The following is a 20,041-nucleotide window of genomic DNA, read 5'->3' as shown; positions in this document are numbered from 1 at the left end:
CGACTCTAACGAAGGAGTCGACGTGTTTTTTGTCTTAAGAAGGCGGTTCGAGAACGTCTTCCAAAAAGGAAGGTTGAGAATGTTTCAGTTGCTCCTGGACGAGAGAAGAGAGCGCACGCACCTTGAAATCCGCTGCATAATGGAACAGGCCGTTATCGAGTTCCGTGATAGATGCAGGAACGAGAAAAATCTCGGGATGAATCAATGAGGCAAGTGTCACGTTCAGTTCGATGTTTTGATGAATCGGCAGACGAATCGAAGAGTAGAAGAACAACGTCTTATTCGTACATCGATTGATCAGGATATCAGAGGATCCGACTTGGATGGCTCGACCGTTCAGCCGGGTGATCGTGATTTGAGCAAATAATGATAAAATCGCTTCGACTGGAGCGGCTGTACCGGTGTGTTGTGGATATAACATCCCTTTCGTCAGTAATTTTTCAAAAGTGCTCTCTGACACAGGTTTGCTAAACAAATAGCCTTGAATCAGGTCGCACTGTAACTCGCGATAAAAATCGAGCTGCGGAATCGTTTCGATGCCTTCTGCAACGACAGTCAATTGAAACTCCTTTGCCATGAATAGAATACTTTTGACGATGGAACGACTTTTCGGATCGTGCTCGATCAGTTGCGCGAGGGAACGATCGATCTTTAGGCAATTGATCGGATAGCGCTGGACGTGAGAGATTGATGAATAGGCGGTACCGAAGTCATCTAAGGAGATATGGACACCGAGTGCAGAAATTCGTTCTAGAATCTCATGGATTTTATCGCTTTCAAGTAAGATGTCGGACTCGAGTAATTCAATCTCAAGGAGATGACCCGGTACTCGGTATCGCTTGAGATATTGTTCGATGACTTGTCCGAAATCTCCGTAAAACAGACGCTTCGGGGAGACGTTGATGGAAATCGGAACGATGTTCGAATGGCGTTGTTCGCGAAGCTTACTGAGAAAACGACATGTCTGATCGAGTACCCAATCCCCAATGTGGAGATACATCTCACTTTCTTCCGACAAGGAGAGAAAATCCTTTGGCGTCAAGCGTCCCCACTCCGGATGATTCCAGCGAATCAATGCTTCGGCTCCTTGGATATTTCCGTTCCAGCCATCGACTTTCGGCTGGTATTCGAGGACGAGCTGCTCGTTTTGAATGGCGTATCGTAAATCCCGTTCGAGTTCATAACGGCGATACATATCAATATCGAGCGTCGTCGAGTAAAACTGATAATTGCTCTTCGTTCGTGATTTCGCACGCCGGAGTGCTGTATACGTTTGTTTCAATAATTCGTCTGCTGATAGTTTATCGTTGACGACGTATGTGATACCGATATAGACGTTCGTGAACAATTCATAAGACAAGACATCAAAACGTTTTTCAGACAGCTTCAGTAGCTGATGGCTTAGTTTCACGATAGCTGTCTCATCAATCGGTTTCTTAATGATGAAGAGATACTTATCACCGAACAGATGACCGACGAAATGATCTTGATCTGCAAAGCGACGCACTTCAGTACTCGTCTGGCGAATCCATTCATCTCCGACATCATGTCCGAACCGTTCATGAATGACATTGTATTGCTTAAAGGTGACAGCAAGCAACGTAAACGATGTTCGTGTCTTCAATAAACTCGTGAATTCCTCGAGTAAAAAGGCGCGGTTCGGTAACTGAGTTAGCGAGTCATGCATGGAGAGATGCCAAATCGTATGCTGTTGCTCTTTTAAAATCGTAATGTCAGACGAGACCCCATAATGACCCGAGACATCGCCCTTATTATCAAGAATTGGAATACAGGTTTCCTCGATCCAAAAGACATTGTCGAGGAGTTGGAGGCGATAGACGTGTCGGATGACCTTACCGTTACGAATCTCAGGATACGAGAGTTCTAAATGTGGTAAATCCTCGGGGTGAATCAGTGTCCGCCATAACTGGGGTTCCTTTTCAATCCGGTTCAGGATGTGCTGATAGGGAGCTAAAAAACCGGCTGATTGAAACGTGACGGTTTGCGGATGATAGATATGTTCGTAAATGGACGTATCCAGTGAGCCGAAGACATCCTTTAAGGACTGAATGGCATGATCGCGTTCGCGTTCAAGACTCGTCAGCTCCGTCGCATCATGCAGGATGAAGTTGACGCAGCGGGGAGAAGAGTTTTGCTGAAGTAAGGCATCACACCGAACGACTTTCGTATAGTGACGTCGTTTGCTCATTCGAAGGGACATCGAGAATTCAGCAATCTGCTCGTCACACAAGGCAGTACTCTGTTGTAAGAATAGATCGCGGTCTTCCGGGTGGATTTCGTCGAGCAGTTCGTATGCATCCATTTGTGCGACATGACGCTGTGACCATTCTAGCAATTGACTAAGTGCGGCATCGGCAGTCAGTTGTTTCGTCGAAGGAATATATTCAAGAAAGGTGACGCCGTCAAGCGTCGTCGTCAACTTTTCCTTTGCAAGTAGACGATTATAAGCGGTACGTAATTCTTTTTGTTGGGAGACGTCACGCGCAATGCCGTAAAGTCCAATGATGACGTGTTGATTGTAGAGGGGAATGTTCGTGACGTTGACAGTCAGGATTTGACCATCTTTTCGTTGAATGTCCGTTGTGAAATGAATCGTTTCGCCTTCGTGAACACGATGTTTTAGTGGTGCAATACGTTCAGCTTCTGATTTGATGAGCAGCTCGCTGAAATGCATACCACGGATCGCGTCGGTAGGATAACCGAGTAAAAGAGGTAGCTTATTATTAAATGCGATGAAATTTCCTTTCAAATCCATCGTATAAACTGCATCCGGGTGATTTTCAAGGAAGTGGGTCATGTCTGTCAACAGTGTGAAATCTAAAGAAGGAGTGGTCGATTGGTTCGTACGTCTTTTAAAGAAAGACACCGTCATCACCTCGTTTCAACTGGTAGATATGAACTACTTCTAATTATACGCAATTGGAATAATTATGAATATGAAACGAATTCAAAAGAAGGAGAATGATTTTTTGATAGGAATAGTAGTACTTTAGATGCAACTCAGAATTTTATTCCCTTTTTTTGAAAAAAAACTCATAATCTGAAGCAAACGGACCGATATACTAAAAGATAGAATTGAACATGAAGTCAATGAGGAGATGAAATATAGATGTTACGCGGAATGTATACGGCATCCGGTGCGATGCAGGCATTGCAACGCCAACAAGAGATGTTGAGTAATAACTTAGCGAATGCACGGACGCCCGGCTTCCGTGCCGATCAAGCATCCCTGCGCACGTTTCCAGAGATGATGATCCATCAAGCGGCGACGAATGAACGGACGGGAATTCGACCTGCTGGAAACGTCGGTACACTCGCGACAGGTGTGTTCATGCAGGCGGCGACACCGAACTTCGCACCCGGATCCATCACGGAGACAGGAAATGCGACGGATTTACAGATCAGTTCGGCGGAAGGCGTACCGATGTTTACGATCCTACATGGTAATGGAGGCGGAACAGCACCTGAAGGAGAAGTGTTGTATACAACGAACGGACAGTTTGCGGTCGATGGAGACGGTATCTTGCGGACAACGGACGGCGATCAGGTACTCGATGAGAACGGAAATATCATGAACGTCGGCAATGACGATTTCAAAGTCTCACCTGAAGGTGTCGTGACGCGGGGGAACGGAGAGCAAGTCGGACGACTAGGACTTGTGACGACGAATAATACGGAACAGCTCGAACGGGTTGAGAACGGACTCTACCGGGCACCTGAAGCGTTGGCACAGGGCAACGTCAAGGTTGATCAAGGGGTACTTGAACTCGGGAACGTCGCGATTGAACAGACGATGGCAGAGATGAACGCTGGTCTGCGTCAGTTTGAAGCGAATCAAAAAGTCATTCAAGCGTATGACCGGACTGCCGAAAAGGCAGTTTCTGAAATCGGTCGCGTCCGATAATGAAAGGGGAACACCATGCAATCACTCTATACGTCAGCTAGTACAATGGCGCAATTACAAAAACAACTCGATACGACCGGGCACAACTTAGCGAATGTCGATACGAACGGATATAAACGTCGTGACGCCCAGTTCAAGGAGCTGTTGACGCGTAACATCCAGAACCAACCGGCTGCATTGCAAACGGGACCTTTATCGACACCGGCCGGCTTACGAATCGGTGTCGGCGGCTATGTCGCCAATGAAGCGACGCGCTTTTCGATGGGAACGTTCAAACGGACGGACCGGGCACTCGATGCCGCTTTATCGGATCCGCATCATTTCTTTGCGGTCATCGATCGGGATGGGGTGACGAAGTTCACGCGAGACGGAAACTTCCAACTATCTCCGCAAGCCGATGGGCGTATTCAATTGACGGATGACGCGGGACGGTCTGTCGTTAACGGTCAAAATGAACCAATTCTCTTACCTGCGGATGCGACGGGTGTCGAATTGAACAAGGACGGCAACGTCACGGGAATCGTCAATGGAGAGCGCCGTGTCCTCGCACGACTTGCTGTCGGGTATGTCGACAATCCGAATCAGTTGACGGAAGATGGAGCCGGCTTGTTTACAGCACCAGGACAGTATGAAACAGTCGATGGAAATCCATTGACGGTCGGCACACTCGAGTCGTCGAACGTCGATATGGCGACCGAGATGACGAATTTGACACAGATTCAACGGGCGTATCAATTCAATTCAAAAGCACTGATGACGACCGATCAGATGATGGGAATCGTCACGTCACTGAAATAACATGAAAAAGCAGATCGCCTCAGATGTGAGTGCGGATCTGCTTTTTATATTCAGTCTTGTAGCGCTTGATAAATAGCGGCCATATCGGCATTCCCATGGTCAAGCTTTGCCTTCGCATAACTACGATCCGCTGCTTGAGCGAGCGGCAACTCGAGCTGCTGACGTTTTGCTTCAGTTATGATCAGCCCGAGATCCTTCGCCATCAAGCGAAGAGGGAAGGCAGACGGGAAATCGTTGTTCCGGTACATGTCCCGTTTACCGGTGAAGAGCGGCGTGTTCATGCCCGATGCACTGATCATCTGGATCAGCTTCTCTTTCTCAAGACCCGCACCTTCTCCGAGCAATAACGTCTCCGCGACTCCTTGTCCGACGACGGCGAGTAAGAGATTGATGGCAAGTTTTGCCGCACTTCCTGAGCCATGTGGACCGAAATGGATCGTTTCCTTTCCGAGTAGGGCAAGATACGGCTGACAAGCCGTGACGACGTCTGCGTCACCGCCAGCGAGCAAGACGAGCTGCCCGTTTTCTGCGACGGGGACGGACCCCGAAACAGGAACTTCAAGATACGTCCCACCATTCTCTTCGACAAGCCGAGCCATCTTCCTTGTCTCTTCCGGTGAGATTGTACTCAAGTTGACGATCGTCTTACCTGTGAGGTCGTCTGTTACACTCTCGAGAACGGACGCGACAGCAGGACCGTCCGCGAGCATGACGAAGATGATGTCGCTTTGACGTACTGCTTCCTGTGCTTCTTTGACAGCTGTTGCTCCTCGAGCAGTCAACAGCGCTGTTTTTTCAAACGTCCGGTTGTAGACGATCACGTCATGCCCACCGCCAAGCAGACGTTTTGCCATCGGTATACCCATATGTCCTAAACCAATCCATCCAAGTTGCATGTTGATTCCTCCTTATCCTAATGCGCTTTTGACTATACCCCGCACGTCGTCGAATCTAACGACAAAAAAGACCGTCCACATGATGTGAACGGTCAGGTGATTAATCTTCATACGTGAGGATGGTCGAGATGACAGCTATCGGGAAACGGATCGTAAAGGTTGATCCAACACCGACGACGGATTCGACATCAATCGTTCCGCTGTGGTGTTTAACGATTTCCTTACAGATTGATAGACCCAGACCGGTTCCGCCGATTTTACGTGTTTCGGAGTTATCGACACGATAAAACTTATCGAACAACTTCGGAAGCGCGTCTTGTGGAATCCCGATGCCTTCATCCTGGATGCGGATTTGGGCGAAACCAAGTTCATTTGTAATCCGTATCAAGACCGTCCCACCGCTCGGTGAGTACTTGACGGCATTGCTGAGCAGGTTGTTGAGCAACTGCTTCATCTTTTCTGCGTCGCCGTCGATCATGATTGGTCCACGTGCCTCGAAATCAATCGTGTGCGTCTCGTGCGAGACATCATAGAACTCGATTAAATCCTGGGCGAGTTCGACGACATCAAACGTCGACATCTCGTAACGGTGTTCACTCGATTCCATGCGCTGGACGTCGAGGAAGTCATTGACGAGCGTCGTCAGGCGACCCGTCTCGGAGTGGATCGTCTGGAGATATTTCCGTTGCCGTTCTTCCTCGAACCGTTTATTAAGCATCAGCTCGGTGAAGCCATAGATCGAAGAGAGTGGGGTCCGTAATTCATGCGAGACGGTCGAGACGAATTCTTCCTTCATCCGCTCGGCTTCCGTCTCTTTCGTCACGTCACGGAGAACAAGCATCGTACCGACCCACATGCCTTCGACTTCAATCTTCTCGGCATAAATCTGGATGTACGTACTCTGTTTTCGAATCGAGACGATCAAGCTATCTTTTGGTAAATTCAGCTCAACGATCTGTTCGATGTAACGCTCAAATGGTGCTGGTTCATCGATGATGTCAGCGAGTGCTTGCATCGCTTGCTGGAAGGCAGAGCGCTCTTCGTCTTTGAACTCTGTTGGGACTTCCGGGAACAACGTCATCAGCGGTTCGTTGACGAGCAATTCGTCCGTCTCATGTTCGATGTAGACGACTGCTTCCCGGATCGAGTTCAACAGTTGCGTCGTCTTATTCTTCTCACGAATCATTTCTTCATAGATCCCCATCCGGAGAAGGGAGAGCGACAATTGATGCGAGAACGACAGGATGTCATCCATCTGCTCCGCTGTAAAGGCGTCACGATAACGAACGAGATAGATACAGGCAATCATGTGCTCTTTTGACGGATCAAGAACAGGGACTGCGACCTCATACATATAGTATGGGTATGGAAGCGGACTCTCATGCGCGACCTGTTTCGATGAATGAACTGGACGCTTCAGGAGGCGTGCGCGGTGCAAGAGTGATTGATCATCGGAGACAAGACGACCGACCATCTCTTCCGTCATCCCATAATCGATCGTCGAGCGGACTTCTTGTTGATCGAGGAACAACAGGGCACCGATCTCAGAATGCGTGATCGAGACGAGCTTCTCGATGATTTCCGGATACGCCGTCAGTGTCTCACGGGACGCAAGCGTCTCGGTCAATTCATTGCGGTACTTGAGATGTTGTTCGCTCCGAAGCGTGATATCGAGTGCTTCCTCAAGCTCTTCCTGTTGCGCTTGCAGTTCTTCTTGCTGGGCGACGAGTTCTTCCTGTTGTGCTTGGAGTTCTTCGTTCTTCGCCAGCATATGGACCTTGTTATCAGCAATCGAAGCCGCCATCTGATTGAATGATGTCGTCAACGTATGCAGTTCGTCCTTACGTTTTGGCAATGGAATCGCTTGGATGTCTTCACCTGTTGCAAGCATCGCGCTGTCACGAGACAAGGCATTGACTTGTTTTGTAATGCGGCTGATGAATGGACGCACGAGTGATAGGAGCACTAGTATCAGCACGACGAGATTCGAGAGCCAGATGAACTGCGCAACGCGCATCTCGCCTAGAAGATCGTTCTTTGCATCCACTTCCTTCCCTTGGATCAAAGTCAGGTAATCACCAAGCAACGTATCAATCCGTGTCATATCGATATCAGCATCTGACAGACTGACTGATCCACGTAACGTCCCATTCGCTGTGAATAAGTCTTTTCCGTTCGACAGGGCAGCAAGTGTATTCGGATCAACAAAATCTTCGTTGATTTTCCCGTCTTTTTTTCCTTCGACGTATTCGTTGAGGAGCGGAAGTGACGTTCCAAAATAATCGTCATACATTTGACGGGTTGCCGTTGCATATTCTTTCCCTTGCTCATACACGGCATACTTTTCGAACCATGTCGTTAAGCGATTAATTTCCTGTTGATTTGTCTTGACGGCATCGAGTGTTTCTTGTGAGCCCGTCAATAAGTAAGATTTGACGTTACTTTGCGCGACGGTCCACTCGCTTGCGAGGGCATTGGCATTCGTCCGTCGTTCGCGCAAGTCATCGAACGTCGCATTCGCCTGATCGATCTTCTGTTCCGTATAGAAGTAAACGATCGCAGACGTGATGCTGAGAGCGACAAACACCATATAGAAGGCGAACATCAATTGGCGACCGATCGTATGGTTGATCCATTTCACTAGGGTATCCTCCGTATTCTATTTTTACATGTATGAAAAAGATTGCTTAAGTCCGAATATACTCATCTTACGCACATTCAACGGGTACGGCAAATTTGAATCTGCAAATCTTACTAAAACAAATATATCATATATTGGTTAAAATGGAGGAATCGATATATTTTCTGAGAATAAGGATTAAGAAGCATTGTTTTAAGGAAAACTAAAGAGGATATGGAACTTTATTCTTTTACGTAGGGAAGTGGTTAGATGCAAAAAATGTTCGAAAACAAATGGTACCGATTTGCGTGGTGGATCATGACGTTACTCATCATCGTCTGGATTGGCGATCATGTCACGTTCCTATTCCGACCGGTCGCGATTCTGCTTCAGATGGTCGTTCCGCCGCTTGCGATCGCTGGGATTCTCTATTATGTCCTGCTGCCGATCGTCGAGTTGCTCGAGAAAAAGATGAAGCGACGGCCTGCTGTCTTGATCGTCCTCGTTGGTCTGATCGGGATCTTGACGACACTCGGCTTCATCTTCGGTCCGATGCTATCGGAGCAAATCACACAGTTCGTCAATTCGATTCCGACACTCGCGACACAGTTCCAGCGTCAATTGATCGATGTCCGAGAGCAACTTGAAAACAGTTCGGTTTTCTCACGCTTCTTGTCAGGACCGGATAACCTGTTCAATAAGTTTTCCGGCAATATTTCGGAATACGCTTCGACATTCTTGAAGAACATCGGGACGGGTGTCGGTGGCTTCGTCAGTGTCGTAACGACGACGGTCGTGACGATCGTCATCATCCCGATCATGTTGATTTATATGTTGCTTGATGGCGATAAGCTAAAAGGTAATCTCGTCAAGCTGATGCCGTACGAATATCATAAAGAAACGAAAAAAATTCTCGGTGACGTCCACTTGACGATCATGAGCTACATCCGCGGTCAGGTCATCGTTAGTATCGGGGTCGGGATCATCGCCTACATCGGCTACTTAATCATCGGGATTGATTATGCGTTGCTGCTTGCGTTGTTTGCGACACTGACGAACATCATTCCGTTTCTCGGTCCAGTCCTCGGCGTCATTCCGGCGTTGATTGTTGGGTTCATCCAGGATCCGATTCTTGCGATTTATGCAATCATCGTCATGACGGTCGCGCAACAGATCGATTCGCACATTATGTCACCGCTCGTTCAAGGGAAAACGCTCGATGTCCATCCATTGACGATCATCATCGTCCTGCTGGTTGCGGGGAACATCGCTGGTTTCTTCGGGGTCTTACTCGGTGTCCCGTTCTACGCCGTCATGAAGGTCGTCATCCTGAACATCCGTCGTCTCTATCATCTTCGGTCGCAAAAGAAGATGGTCATTACGGAAGAAGAGAAGACGTTCGATACGATTGTCACGGAGCGCGATTGAGTTTTGAAATTCATCTAAAAGTACGTCATACTGAAGACGTAGTTAAGAAAAAGGGGGCAGGGATCAGATGGATTCACGTCATACCGAAGAACAAGCCGATTTACTGGCATTGCAGAAGTTTCAACACAACTTCGAAAACAGCCTCAAGTCGAGTATCATTTATCTCTTGCGTGATGGGGCGTTGACGATCGGGGAACTCGAGCAACGGATCGATCAGTCACACGGTCAAATCCTCGAACAGCTGCAGGAGCTGATCGAAGATGGTCTCGTCGTCCAGCAGATGTCAGAAAAAGTGCACGGGCTGGCCTATTATTTAACGGCACCGGCAGAAGATCTCGTCCGTCAGTTCAAGGAATCGATTCGCTGGAGCAAACAGCATATTCGTTATTGAGGAACGTCAAAAGCCAGAGTCGCTAGACTCTGGCTTTTGTGTGGATCTTAACGACGTACGGCACTGAAGGCTTCTTCCGATTCAATGCCTGCTTTGTTGACGGCTGTAATGATGAAGCGACCCGTCGCATCTTCCGGAAGTGGGAAAGCTTTCCGTTCGATGACGTCTGTTGTACCGAGTTTTTTACGTTTGCCGTCTTTTTCTTGATAGACGTTATAGGATGTCACATCTTTATCCGTAGATGCATACCAGTTAACGAATCCGCCACTGACGCGGACGTTCGTGGCTGGTTTCGGTGGTGTTTTGACAGGATCAGATGCTTTCTCATCAAGTTCTGTGAAGACGACGAGTCGATCATCATACGTACCGGCATTTCGGTCAAACGTTCCGATACACGTGATCAAGTTCAAGTTCCGTGTATCTGCTGGACCGAAGATTTTCTTAAGTGGTGCTTTCAAGTGATCGTATTGGACGAGCTCCTTGACGCGGAAGACGAGTTTCCGTCCGGACGCATCAGTAATCTCGACTGGATCACCTTTTTTCAGTTCATGTAGCTTATAGAAAATGGCTGGACCGGTCTTCGTATCGGTGTGACCGTCGATGACAGCATTACCAACGTCACCTGGACGTGGACCGAACTTGTACCAGCCGGCTTGTTGTTCGTTTTTCGGTGTTGCCATCGCGCCATCTTTATCAAGCCCGACTTGTTCGACCTTCGCTTTGATGTCGTGCTTTGGAATGACGAGTTGTTTTGGAAGTTCGACCTCCGTTGCAGAGAGATCCTTGAACTCCTTCTTGAATATTTCAGACGGTTTGAGCGGATCTTCTTCCTTCGTCTCGGAAGAGGCCGCGGATTCCGTTTTTTGATCACCTTGCGTGATGTTTGATGTATCTGGTTTAGTTTGACCAAATAGGAGGAACAGCAGTGTTCCGACCGATGCGACCATCAAGACGATGCTCGCCGGTAATAACCAACGTTTCATAAACGCGTAGCTCCTTTCCGAGAGAAGGGATTCCCTCTATGTAAAAAAATAACAGGATAGCATGTCGCTATCCTGTTATTGAGTATACCCAATTTCTTAGGCGTTTTGACGTTTGCGTGCGAGGACAAGACCAACTGCTCCGAGTGCGAGACCGAATACTGCGATTGCACCTGTTGTTGCAGCTGTGTTGTTGTCGCTCATACCACCGTTACCAGTGTTCGGCATTGAGCCTGGTGTACCATCCATGAATTTCTCTGGCGATTGTTTAACGATCGCTTCACCGAGGTTTTCACCTACGCCGTACATGTAAGCGTAAGACTCACGGAATGTGTCGACAGAACCTTTGTAGTCACCTTCAACATACTGCATGAACGTATCTTGGACGTAAGTCTCGTGACCTGATACGGCTTCTTGTGCTGCTTTTGTTGGAAGGTTTTCTTCTGTTGCTGCACCGAGGAATGCACCGAAATCATTTGAGAACATTTTGAGCATTTCTTGTGCGTCACCCATCAATTTCTTGTCGTCATTGATTGCTGCTGTGACAAGGTTTGCTTGTGCTTCGATGTGGTTTTTCGTCCAAACTTGTTCGAACTGATCTGCACCAGCTTGACCGTAGATTGATTTGATCGCTGCTTTGAAGTCTGCAGTGTGCATATCTTCAGCCCAGTTTGCTGCATCGTAATCTTTCGCTTTATCAACACCAGCTGTCATGCTGATGTTCGCAAGTGCAACGTGTTCAGCTGCAAGGCTGTTAAGCGTTGAACGAAGATCTGCTGCTTTTGAGTCCGCTTTCGTGTTATCGAATTTCTCAGGCATTTGTGTTGTGATAGCGACTGAGAGTGCTTTTGAGATATCGTACATACGGCTGTATCCTTCACGGAACGTGTTGTACGATCCTTCGTAGTCACCAGCTGCATATTGTTGGAATGTCTTGTAGACATCTGCTTCGTGCGCACGGAGGACTTCTTCAGCTGCTGCTTTCGGGAGTTTACCTTCCGTTGCTGTATCGAGGAAGCTTGAGAGATCTTGTACGAACTCTTCTGTTTCTTTCTTCGAAGCATTGATGCCGTCTTGATCGTCTGCTTTTACAGCTTTGACGAGGTCTGTTGTGTATTTATTGTGATCAACGAAGATTTTCTCGAATTGTTTTGCGCCTTCATCGCCGTAAACTGAAGCGATGGCTGGTGTCATATCGAGTGCATTTTGTTTAAGTGCTGCTTCGTAATATTCTGCGTCTTTTGAACCGTCATATTGTTTTTTCATGTCCATGACAGCGAGGACGAAGTGCTCTGAAAGTAACTGATCGAGTGTTGCACGAAGGTCAGCAGCTTTTGTTTTGACCGTGACGTTCTTTGGTGCCTCTTGTTTCATGTCATCTGCGCCACCAGAAGCGAATGCTGCTGTTCCTGGAAGTACGAGTGCTGCTGCCATTGCTGATGCCGCGAATTTTTTAGTGTGTTTCATGTTGAATCCATCCTCTCGATTGTAAAGTAGTGGAGCGCTTGCTTTGGTTTTTAATATGAAAACGTTTGGAAGCGTTGATCTAAACTTGAATAGAGGGATGAACCCGGGCCCGTGTCATCCTGTGCTTGTAAGTGTTGCTTGTGAATCTGTAAGGCTTACGCGGATGGATGGCATTTGGATTTAAAAAAATGTGAGATTTACGGAAATAATGTGTTGCGAATTTTTTACTTCCTTATATAACAAAAGAAAACTTTTTTTAAATGTTTACCGATCGGTCGTGTTACACTAGCTAGGAACCAGGAGAAAACAAAGTCATTCCTGATATTGTTACCTGGTACTAATGTGCTATACTACGCTTAGACTGAATCAATGAAAGGTGATCAAAATGGTACAAGACCAAGCAGGTACGGAACAGCCAACGCGTGAACGTTCAAAGCGACATCAACAAGGCAAGGACGCCGGAACATCTGAAAAGAAAACACCACGTCTTCGAAAATACACGACGCGACGTGTCCCGATTCTCGTCCGGTTGTTGATCGTTTTCGTTCTCGTCATCGTCGCACTGGTCATCGGTGCAATGGTAGGGTATGCAACGTTTGGTGGTGGCGAGGCACTGGATGTGTTAAAGCTCGACACATGGACCCGCATCACCGATTTTTGGATGAAATCTTAATTTGTCAGTGATGGGAGCTGTTTAATATGTATACAATCGAACAAATCAAGGAAGTCATTCCGCATCGTTATCCCTTTTTGCTCGTCGATCGGATTTTAGAGGTCGAAGAAGGCAAACGCGCGGTCGGAGTGAAAAATGTGTCTGCGAACGAAGAATTCTTCAACGGACACTTTCCTGACTATAATGTTATGCCCGGCGTTCTCATCGTCGAGGCACTCGCACAAGTCGGTGCCTTTGCTGTCCTCAAGATGGAAGCGAATCAAGGAAAGCTTGCTTTCTTTGCCGGCATCGAGAACTGCCGCTTTAAACGTCAAGTCGTGCCAGGCGATCAATTGCGCCTCGAAGTGGAATTGACGAAGTTACGTGGACCTATCGGAAAAGGTCGTGCCACAGCGACGGTAGACGGGGAAGTCGCCTGCACTGCCGAATTGACATTCGCAATTAAGTGACGACCAGATGAAACGCTGGTTGCTTCCTCTCGCGATTTCCTTATTGATCATCCCTGGCTGTCAGCGTGCTGAAAAGGTCGAGACCGCTTCCCCATCGGTCATCGTCGACCCGATCAAACGGGCTGGTCAGACAGAGAACATCTCCGCCCAGATTTCCTTGACGAGTAAGGACCGGATGCGTCTGACGATCAAGACGACGAATGACATTCGTCTTGACGATCAACAAGTCGACATTCGGTTAGAGGTCTCGAATCAATCGATTCCGTTCCCATTCGTGTCGTTTTCCGCTAAAAAAATGGGTGAGATTCGCACGTACACTTCAGATACAACCGTTGAAGATGAAATCTTCAACGAAAATCGCCTGCCTGTCCTCGTCATTGACGCCGGTGCAGGACGCGGGATTGAGATTCCGCTCGAAATCATCCGATGAACGATAAAGCGCCGACTCCTGTCACAGGAATCGGCGCTTTATCGTTTATTTGACGAGCGAGACGGCACGGTTTACGTCGAGGCGACCGTAGCCGTATGAGGTGTCATAGCCTTTTGTTCCGAGATCTCGGGCGGACGACTTTAAGAGTTTCTCTGTCGCACTCGGTGACAAGCTCGGTTTTAAACTCATTAGGAGACTTGCGACAGCTGCGACGTGAGGGGCTGCCATCGAAGTACCACTCGAATAGGCGAGTTCACCGTCACCGATGTAACTCGGAATCTCAACGCCCGGTGCGACGAGATCGAGTCCTTTTCCACGGTTCGAGAACGAGGCACGGACATCTTTTCGGTCTGTTGCGCCGACAGATAGGACATGGGCGTAGCGCGCAGGATAGCTGATCGTCTTCGCGCCGTCATTACCGGAAGCGGCGACGACGAGGACCTTCTTCTGATAGGCATACGCGATTGCATCCTCGATGGCGCGTGATTTTTCATCCATTTCTAGACTAAGGTTGATGACGCGGGCGCCTTTTTTGACCGCATGGAGAATACCACGTGCGACGTCCGACGTGGAGCCTTGCCCGTTTGCATCAAGGACACGAATCGGAATTAAGGAAGCCGCTGGGTTGATCCCTTGAATGCCATACTGATTATCGGCATTCGCAGCGATGATCCCGGCGACATGGGAACCGTGACCGTCCGGATCGGTGACGGAAGTCTTTCCGCGGATGAAGTCGTACCCGAGATCGGTCCGGACGCGTCCTGCGAAGTCGGCATAGGTCGAGTTGATCCCGGTATCAACGACGGCGACGAGTGTCGGCTGTAACGTTTTCCCGGAGAGACGTTTTAAGGCAGCGGCGTACTGGATGTCAGCCCCAACTTTTCCTTTTCGTTGTCCTGTGTTCTGGAGCGACCATTGGTACGGGCGATACATATCCTTTGCCGTCCGGACGGTCTGTGTATGTTCGACGTAGTCAACGGCAGCTGATCGTTCCAAGTAACGTTTTGCCTGTGTCGCGGCGGCCTTCGTCTTGAACGTCCATTCTTCGAGGGACAGGCCCGGAAGCGACGATCGTGTCGCCTGGAGCGACGATCGTGTCGCCTGGAGCGACGTCGAAACGGATTGTTTCAGACTGCCGTGCTTCATCTTGACGAGGAGACTCGCGGTCTTTGACGTCGTCGCACTTGGTTTCATCGGTAGGAGCGGCTGGAGTTTACGGAGGATGAAGGGAATCTGGTAGCGGGTCCCCGGTTTCCCTTCGAAGACGACGTACTGTGTACCGGACCAGCTGAGCGGGAAGATCAACGCTTCGTCCTGCAATTGGCGATACCGTTTGTAAGTCGTCCCTTTGCTGTAATTCGTCTTTGAGGTATAGATAGAACCTTTCGAGCGATCGAGATCGAATTCGAGATGCGTCGCCCGTTCAATATAGAGGGCTGACGGTAGGGTGAAGACGGCACGTCCGGACGCATCATATGTACCGCGTAACGTCTGACTCGTCACCGGAAGCGGTGTCGTAGCAGCCGAGACGGCGGACGGGGTCAGGAGACTGACACCGAGTAGGAGTGGAAGGATACGTTTCATGAAAAATCACGACCTTTACGGAAAATGGTGGAAAGTTGAAAAAAAGGACAGTTCAAACAAAATTATCTGGTTTAATTTTACGTTGTTGTTTAAAATTTAGATATGTTTTTCTTATTAGAAACGGAGCTGAATGAGACACCATGAAAAAAATCATCATCTTTTTGTTACTCCTGATGTGGAGTGGGACGGGCATCGCTCCGGTCCAAGCCGAATCGAAATGGGACGTGACAGCAAGCGGGACAGGGCCGTATACGTTGACCTTCACGGGAGAAGGCATCGTCGATGTGACGAGTGAGACGGCGCTTGCGTTCTCAGACGGTTTGACGGGAAGCGGCATTGATATCGCTGCACATCCGACGGTGACGTTCACAGCAGAAAAGGCACCACGGATCGTCGTCACGGAACCAACGACACAGCAATCGATCATCCTTGAGTTTCCGAAAGTCGACGCGGAGGAGCCGGTAACGGATGATCCTGCGACACCGGAAGAACCGGTCACAGAACCGGAAGTTAAACCAGACGTCAAACCGGATACAGAATCGGTCACACCGAATCAACCAAAACCGACGACGCCGATAAAGGAAAAGCCAGTCACAGAAACAAAACCGGCTCCGGCGACGAACGTCAAGGCGACGAAGGGGCAAATTACGGGAACGGTCTGGTATGACGCAAACGAAGACGGGATTCGCCAAGAGACAGAATCCCTTCTTGATGACGTCAGTGTCTTCTTGATCACGCCACGTGGCGACGTCACGGACATGGCGATTACGGAACAAGGGAACTACATATTCGAACAGGTGACGCCAGGGACGTATCAAGTCAAGGTCGATGGCTATGACATCGGCTTGTATACGTTCACGAAGCCGCATCAGGATTCAGATGTCAACACGTTCGGAACAACGAACGTAACGATCCAAGCAGGGGACGTCCGAATCATTGATGCCGGTATGACAGAAGGGGACGAGATGATGGAACCGTCGCACTTCCTGACACTGACGAACTTCGTCGATGCGAATGGGGACCAACAGCCGCAGGAAAAAGAAGAGACCGTCCCGATGACGTACACGTTACTGGATACGGTCACGGGTGAAACGGCATGGACGATTGAAGACGAAGGAGATGATCACGCTTTTGCGGGCGGAGACAGCTTCCCGGTCGGCACGTACATTTTAAAAGTCAAAGCGCCTGCCGGTTATACGGTTAAGGCGATGCATCATCTCGATTACATTGCGTTTGAAGAGGACATGAGTGAGGCGAAGGATGCTCAGGCGCACCTCTTGAAACACTTGAAGCGTCAATCGGTCGATGCCGTCCTTGATCTAACACGTGATGGTGGCGGAACAATGGTTGCCGTCGAGCTCGCTCCACCTGTTGAACCGGTCAAGGAAACGCCGACGAAAGTCGTCAGTCCGGTAAAATCGACAGCACCGGTCGCAGCAAAAGCGGATACTACGTCGACTCCGACCGTTACAGCGGAACGTCTACCGCAAGCAGGGGAAGACAAGCCGTTTCCGTTCGCGGTCGTCGGTGGCATGAGTGCCGTCGTCGGAGTATGGTTGCTCGTTCGAAAACGATAAGGCTTAAACGGAACGTCTCCTGAGCGGAGGCGTTCTTTTTTGTGAAAGGGTGTGTGTTTATTGACGCACACGCACACATATGCGCATAATAGTAGTATCAAATCATAGGAAAGAGGGATTCGATGTTGACGACAAAACAGATCAGTGAATTGTTACGGGTATCGGAAGAGACGGTCCGGCGCTGGATTCGGACAGGGGAATTGCACGCGGAGCAGGACGGCAAAGGCTATCGTGTCGATGAATTGGCGCTGAAACGGTTAGTCGATGAGAAATCACAGATTCCGGGAACGGCATTGAACAAGATTCTTCCAATCATCCAAGATATGTTCGGACCGGAAGCAGCCCAGTTCGCGAAGTCGAACGTTTTTGATCCGCTCCAAGAGACGATGCAATCGAGTGAGACGACGGCAACACCGGAAGCCTCGAAAGCTTCGATGGAAGCGGAACTCGCGCGCTTGAAACGGAAGAAACGTCGCCTCGAGCTCGAACACGAATTGAAGTTGCTCGATATCGAGGAACAAATCGCGTCGATGGAGCGTAAACAACAATCCTAAAAGCAAAGCGCACGTAGGGACAACTCCCTCGTGCGCTTTCGTATGTAAGAGGAAAAGACGCCTTCACTGATCCGAAGGCGTCTTTTTGACGGAACGTTGTTTACGTTTCCAGTACCAATAGCCGAGCCCGAGTGCGATCGGGATGGCCGCCAAGTACGGATTGGCTTCGATATATCCAATGATCTCAAATAACGCGAACCATCCACTGATTAAACCAAGGACGAGTAAAATCGACCGCAGGACTTCTGGAAGCTTACGGATCCGATACGCGAAGAGACAAATGAGGCTAAAAATGATGATCGCCACATGCATTCCTCCATTCCGTACTCAGTATAGCGTATTCGGAAAGCTTTTTCGATGCACAAATCGGCTTTCCTCCCGTATAGTGAAGACAGAGAAAAATGGACAAGGACGTGATGGAGATGCAAGCAACAGTGATTGGGACAGGATATGTCGGACTCGTCACTGCGATCGGACTCGCAGAAAACGGACATGAGGTGACGTGTGTCGACTTGAATGCAGAACGGATGGAACGGTTAGCGCAAGGGATCGCACCGATCACCGAAGAAGGAATCGAAGACGCACTTCGCCTCAATCGCGAACGCCTGACGTTCACGACGGACTATCCGGCGTCCGACTTGTACTTGATTGCCGTCGGGACTCCGGAACGAGCAGACGGTAGCTGTGATCTATCGGCTGTCGAAGCGGTCGCACGCTTGATTGAAGAAACACGTCCGGGAGCGAGTGTCATCGTCAAGTCGACGGTACCACCGGGAACAACGGCCCGCCTGCAAGACGAGCACCCGACGTTACGCTTCGCGATGGTGCCGGAGTTCCTGCGTGAAGGAACGGCCCTCGCGGACAACCGTCAGCCGAGCCGTCTAATCATCGGGACGACGGATGCCACTTTTGCAAAAACGGTCGAGCAGTTATTTCAAACGACAGCTCCGGTCGTCGTCGTTGATCCAACGACAGCGGAGTTGACGAAATATGCGGCGAACAGTTTCCTCGCCGTCAAAATCAGTTTCATTAACGAGATCGCCCGGCTTGCGGATGCAGTCGGTGCCGACGTGACGGAAGTCGCCCACGGGATCGGACTCGATCCTCGGATCGGTTCTGCTTTCTTACGAGCAGGTGCCGGTTACGGTGGGTCTTGTTTCCCGAAAGACATCGCCGCATTGACGACGCTTGCGCGAACGCACGAGACGACGCTGCACGTCATCGAAGCAGCTGACCGGACGAACGAAGCCCAGCTCGATTACGTCCTCGCGAAGGTCCGTCCAGAGCGGGGGATGCGTGTCGCGCTGCTCGGGCTTGCTTTTAAGCCGGGCACGGACGATTTACGGGATGCGCCAGCCTTACGCCTCGCGGAACGACTCGAGCAACTCGGTGTCGTCGTCGTCGGCTATGATCCGGCGGCGCGGACATTGCTTGACCAGAAACCGACGCTTGAAGAAGCGTTACGCGAAGCGGACGTCGCCGTTATCATGACGGAGTGGCCGGAGATGAAGACGATGGCGCCCGAACTGTTGACGCGCGTCATGCAGACGCCACGTTTGATTGACGGACGGAACTGTTGGCAGTACGTTGATGCCCCAGCAGGCGTCGCTTATGAAGCAATCGGACGCCCGGGAAAAGAATTTTCGAACAAACGCTAAGTGCGACCTGTCATTAGGGATGAGACCAGTCATGGTGTCATCCCTATTTTGCTAGACGAAAGGACGAGGCGACATGCAGATCGATTATTTCGCGGTTCAACCGAGTGGTCCGAAGGGAGCGCTTGAGGCACACGTGTTATATCCCGGATGGAATCAACGACAGAACGAAGAGTGGGAACGTGCTGTCCATTACGGGGCAGGGCTGATCCGGATCCGTCAACGAGGAACGGAACTTCGAATTCCGATTGAGTTCGGATTCGGCTACGTTTTGCAATACATACGTCAGTTCATGGAAGCCGAACGCAAGGGCGGCAGCATCCGCCAAAAGATGCAAGCGCAGCTTGAATGGATCGCGGAAGGACTACCGGTTCGTTTTAAGCGCGAGAAGGAGACGATTGTCGTCACAGCAGAACGGAGCCATGCCTTTGCGGAGCGTCCGTTTCTTGATGCACTGGAAAAGTCGATGTATGCTCTACCGTAAGTTTTATAAGAAAGGATCTAGTGGAAAGTAGTCAACGCGTCGGAGCAGAACGCTGTACTCGGGCGAACACTAGCAGATCGACTTTAAAAAGAAAGCCTGCGTGGCTTTCTTTTTTTGTTATCGCTGATTT

Annotated in this window: 18 protein-coding genes; 11 read left to right on the top strand and 7 right to left on the bottom strand. The window is 49.5% G+C overall.

Going from position 1 to position 20,041, the window contains the following annotated elements:
* Positions 1–34: 34 nt before the first annotated feature.
* Positions 35–2,887, bottom strand: coding sequence for a sensor domain-containing protein (locus tag B4C70_RS06265; RefSeq protein ID WP_290777659.1), 2,853 nt, complete (start codon positions 2,885–2,887; stop codon positions 35–37).
* A gap of 243 nt (positions 2,888–3,130) precedes the next feature.
* Between B4C70_RS06265 and B4C70_RS06260 the strand changes: the two genes are divergently transcribed.
* Together B4C70_RS06260 and B4C70_RS06255 are read left to right on the top strand one after the other, a co-directional pair.
* A complete protein-coding gene (locus B4C70_RS06260) occupies positions 3,131–3,925 on the top strand; it encodes a flagellar hook-basal body protein (RefSeq protein ID WP_290777656.1) in 795 nt (264 codons plus the stop codon).
* Between the two features lie 15 nt (positions 3,926–3,940).
* Positions 3,941–4,723 carry a flagellar hook-basal body protein gene (locus tag B4C70_RS06255; protein WP_023469485.1) on the top strand — a complete coding sequence of 261 codons (783 nt, stop codon included), beginning with the start codon at positions 3,941–3,943 and terminating at the stop codon, positions 4,721–4,723.
* A 50-nt stretch (positions 4,724–4,773) separates the two neighbouring features.
* On the opposite strand, the gene B4C70_RS06250 is transcribed toward B4C70_RS06255, so the two are convergent.
* Together B4C70_RS06250 and B4C70_RS06245 are read right to left on the bottom strand one after the other, a co-directional pair.
* Positions 4,774–5,619, bottom strand: coding sequence for an NAD(P)-dependent oxidoreductase (locus B4C70_RS06250; RefSeq protein WP_290777651.1), 846 nt, complete (start codon positions 5,617–5,619; stop codon positions 4,774–4,776).
* Between the two features lie 100 nt (positions 5,620–5,719).
* On the bottom strand, positions 5,720–8,260 hold the full coding sequence (locus tag B4C70_RS06245) for an ATP-binding protein (RefSeq protein WP_290777648.1): 2,541 nt from the start codon (positions 8,258–8,260) through the stop codon (positions 5,720–5,722).
* Between the two features lie 249 nt (positions 8,261–8,509).
* On the opposite strand from B4C70_RS06245, the gene B4C70_RS06240 reads away from it, so the two are divergent.
* Positions 8,510–9,667 carry an AI-2E family transporter gene (locus tag B4C70_RS06240; protein WP_023469482.1) on the top strand — a complete coding sequence of 386 codons (1,158 nt, stop codon included), beginning with the start codon at positions 8,510–8,512 and terminating at the stop codon, positions 9,665–9,667.
* A 67-nt stretch (positions 9,668–9,734) separates the two neighbouring features.
* Positions 9,735–10,058 carry a winged helix-turn-helix transcriptional regulator gene (locus B4C70_RS06235; protein WP_023469481.1) on the top strand — a complete coding sequence of 108 codons (324 nt, stop codon included), beginning with the start codon at positions 9,735–9,737 and terminating at the stop codon, positions 10,056–10,058.
* 47 nt (positions 10,059–10,105) lie between these two features.
* On the opposite strand, the gene B4C70_RS06230 is transcribed toward B4C70_RS06235, so the two are convergent.
* On the bottom strand, positions 10,106–11,041 hold the full coding sequence (locus B4C70_RS06230; RefSeq protein WP_290777642.1) for a class F sortase: 936 nt from the start codon (positions 11,039–11,041) through the stop codon (positions 10,106–10,108).
* A 96-nt stretch (positions 11,042–11,137) separates the two neighbouring features.
* Positions 11,138–12,505: a copper amine oxidase gene (locus B4C70_RS06225; RefSeq protein WP_214747095.1), complete on the bottom strand. Its 1,368-nt coding sequence runs from the start codon at positions 12,503–12,505 to the stop codon at positions 11,138–11,140.
* A 385-nt stretch (positions 12,506–12,890) separates the two neighbouring features.
* Here B4C70_RS06225 and B4C70_RS06220 point away from each other — a divergent pair, with 385 nt between their 5' ends.
* The 3 genes from B4C70_RS06220 to B4C70_RS06210 are packed head-to-tail and all read left to right on the top strand — an operon-like array spanning position 12,891 to position 14,057.
* On the top strand, positions 12,891–13,178 hold the full coding sequence (locus tag B4C70_RS06220) for a DNA-directed RNA polymerase subunit beta (protein ID WP_290777637.1): 288 nt from the start codon (positions 12,891–12,893) through the stop codon (positions 13,176–13,178).
* Between the two features lie 26 nt (positions 13,179–13,204).
* The gene (gene fabZ / locus B4C70_RS06215; protein WP_023469477.1) at positions 13,205–13,627 is read left to right on the top strand and encodes a 3-hydroxyacyl-ACP dehydratase FabZ; all 423 of its coding nucleotides are present in this window, start codon (positions 13,205–13,207) and stop codon (positions 13,625–13,627) included.
* Positions 13,628–13,634: 7 nt separating this feature from the next.
* Positions 13,635–14,057: a hypothetical protein gene (locus B4C70_RS06210; protein WP_290777635.1), complete on the top strand. Its 423-nt coding sequence runs from the start codon at positions 13,635–13,637 to the stop codon at positions 14,055–14,057.
* A gap of 45 nt (positions 14,058–14,102) precedes the next feature.
* Here B4C70_RS06210 and B4C70_RS06205 read toward each other — a convergent pair whose 3' ends face one another.
* The gene (locus B4C70_RS06205; protein WP_290777633.1) at positions 14,103–15,641 is read right to left on the bottom strand and encodes a S8 family peptidase; all 1,539 of its coding nucleotides are present in this window, start codon (positions 15,639–15,641) and stop codon (positions 14,103–14,105) included.
* A gap of 140 nt (positions 15,642–15,781) precedes the next feature.
* On the opposite strand from B4C70_RS06205, the gene B4C70_RS06200 reads away from it, so the two are divergent.
* Together B4C70_RS06200 and B4C70_RS06195 are read left to right on the top strand one after the other, a co-directional pair.
* Positions 15,782–17,218 (top strand): SdrD B-like domain-containing protein, encoded by a 1,437-nt coding sequence (locus tag B4C70_RS06200; RefSeq protein WP_290777631.1) that lies wholly within the window; start codon positions 15,782–15,784, stop codon positions 17,216–17,218.
* 101 nt (positions 17,219–17,319) lie between these two features.
* Positions 17,320–17,772, top strand: a complete 453-nt coding sequence (locus tag B4C70_RS06195; RefSeq protein WP_349678013.1) for a helix-turn-helix domain-containing protein — start codon at positions 17,320–17,322, stop codon at positions 17,770–17,772.
* Between the two features lie 63 nt (positions 17,773–17,835).
* Here B4C70_RS06195 and B4C70_RS06190 read toward each other — a convergent pair whose 3' ends face one another.
* A complete protein-coding gene (locus B4C70_RS06190; RefSeq protein ID WP_041255214.1) occupies positions 17,836–18,084 on the bottom strand; it encodes a hypothetical protein in 249 nt (82 codons plus the stop codon).
* 110 nt (positions 18,085–18,194) lie between these two features.
* Here B4C70_RS06190 and B4C70_RS06185 point away from each other — a divergent pair, with 110 nt between their 5' ends.
* Positions 18,195–19,430, top strand: coding sequence for a UDP-glucose dehydrogenase family protein (locus B4C70_RS06185; protein ID WP_290777629.1), 1,236 nt, complete (start codon positions 18,195–18,197; stop codon positions 19,428–19,430).
* Between the two features lie 73 nt (positions 19,431–19,503).
* Positions 19,504–19,911 (top strand): hypothetical protein, encoded by a 408-nt coding sequence (locus tag B4C70_RS06180; RefSeq protein WP_290777626.1) that lies wholly within the window; start codon positions 19,504–19,506, stop codon positions 19,909–19,911.
* Positions 19,912–20,041: the final 130 nt, after the last annotated feature.

Source organism: Exiguobacterium sp. UBA5002 (assembly GCF_002396765.1).
In the GTDB taxonomy this organism is placed as follows: Bacteria; Bacillota; Bacilli; order Exiguobacteriales; family Exiguobacteriaceae; genus Exiguobacterium_A.
Note: the sequence above shows the minus strand (reverse complement) of the source record. Positions and strands in the feature narration are given on the sequence as shown.

Excerpts from the sequence above, each read along its gene's own strand:
- B4C70_RS06260 (WP_290777656.1), top strand. The coding sequence starts at position 3,131 with ATGTTACGCGGAATGTATACGGCATCCGGTGCGATGCAGGCATTGCAA.
- B4C70_RS06255 (WP_023469485.1), top strand. The coding sequence starts at position 3,941 with ATGCAATCACTCTATACGTCAGCTAGTACAATGGCGCAATTACAAAAA.
- B4C70_RS06250 (WP_290777651.1), bottom strand. The coding sequence starts at position 5,619 with ATGCAACTTGGATGGATTGGTTTAGGACATATGGGTATACCGATGGCA.
- B4C70_RS06240 (WP_023469482.1), top strand. The coding sequence starts at position 8,510 with ATGCAAAAAATGTTCGAAAACAAATGGTACCGATTTGCGTGGTGGATC.
- B4C70_RS06235 (WP_023469481.1), top strand. The coding sequence starts at position 9,735 with ATGGATTCACGTCATACCGAAGAACAAGCCGATTTACTGGCATTGCAG.
- B4C70_RS06230 (WP_290777642.1), bottom strand. The coding sequence starts at position 11,041 with ATGAAACGTTGGTTATTACCGGCGAGCATCGTCTTGATGGTCGCATCG.
- B4C70_RS06225 (WP_214747095.1), bottom strand. The coding sequence starts at position 12,505 with ATGAAACACACTAAAAAATTCGCGGCATCAGCAATGGCAGCAGCACTC.
- B4C70_RS06220 (WP_290777637.1), top strand. The coding sequence starts at position 12,891 with ATGGTACAAGACCAAGCAGGTACGGAACAGCCAACGCGTGAACGTTCA.
- fabZ (WP_023469477.1), top strand. The coding sequence starts at position 13,205 with ATGTATACAATCGAACAAATCAAGGAAGTCATTCCGCATCGTTATCCC.
- B4C70_RS06210 (WP_290777635.1), top strand. The coding sequence starts at position 13,635 with ATGAAACGCTGGTTGCTTCCTCTCGCGATTTCCTTATTGATCATCCCT.
- B4C70_RS06205 (WP_290777633.1), bottom strand. The coding sequence starts at position 15,641 with ATGAAACGTATCCTTCCACTCCTACTCGGTGTCAGTCTCCTGACCCCG.
- B4C70_RS06200 (WP_290777631.1), top strand. The coding sequence starts at position 15,782 with ATGAAAAAAATCATCATCTTTTTGTTACTCCTGATGTGGAGTGGGACG.
- B4C70_RS06190 (WP_041255214.1), bottom strand. The coding sequence starts at position 18,084 with ATGCATGTGGCGATCATCATTTTTAGCCTCATTTGTCTCTTCGCGTAT.
- B4C70_RS06185 (WP_290777629.1), top strand. The coding sequence starts at position 18,195 with ATGCAAGCAACAGTGATTGGGACAGGATATGTCGGACTCGTCACTGCG.
- B4C70_RS06180 (WP_290777626.1), top strand. The coding sequence starts at position 19,504 with ATGCAGATCGATTATTTCGCGGTTCAACCGAGTGGTCCGAAGGGAGCG.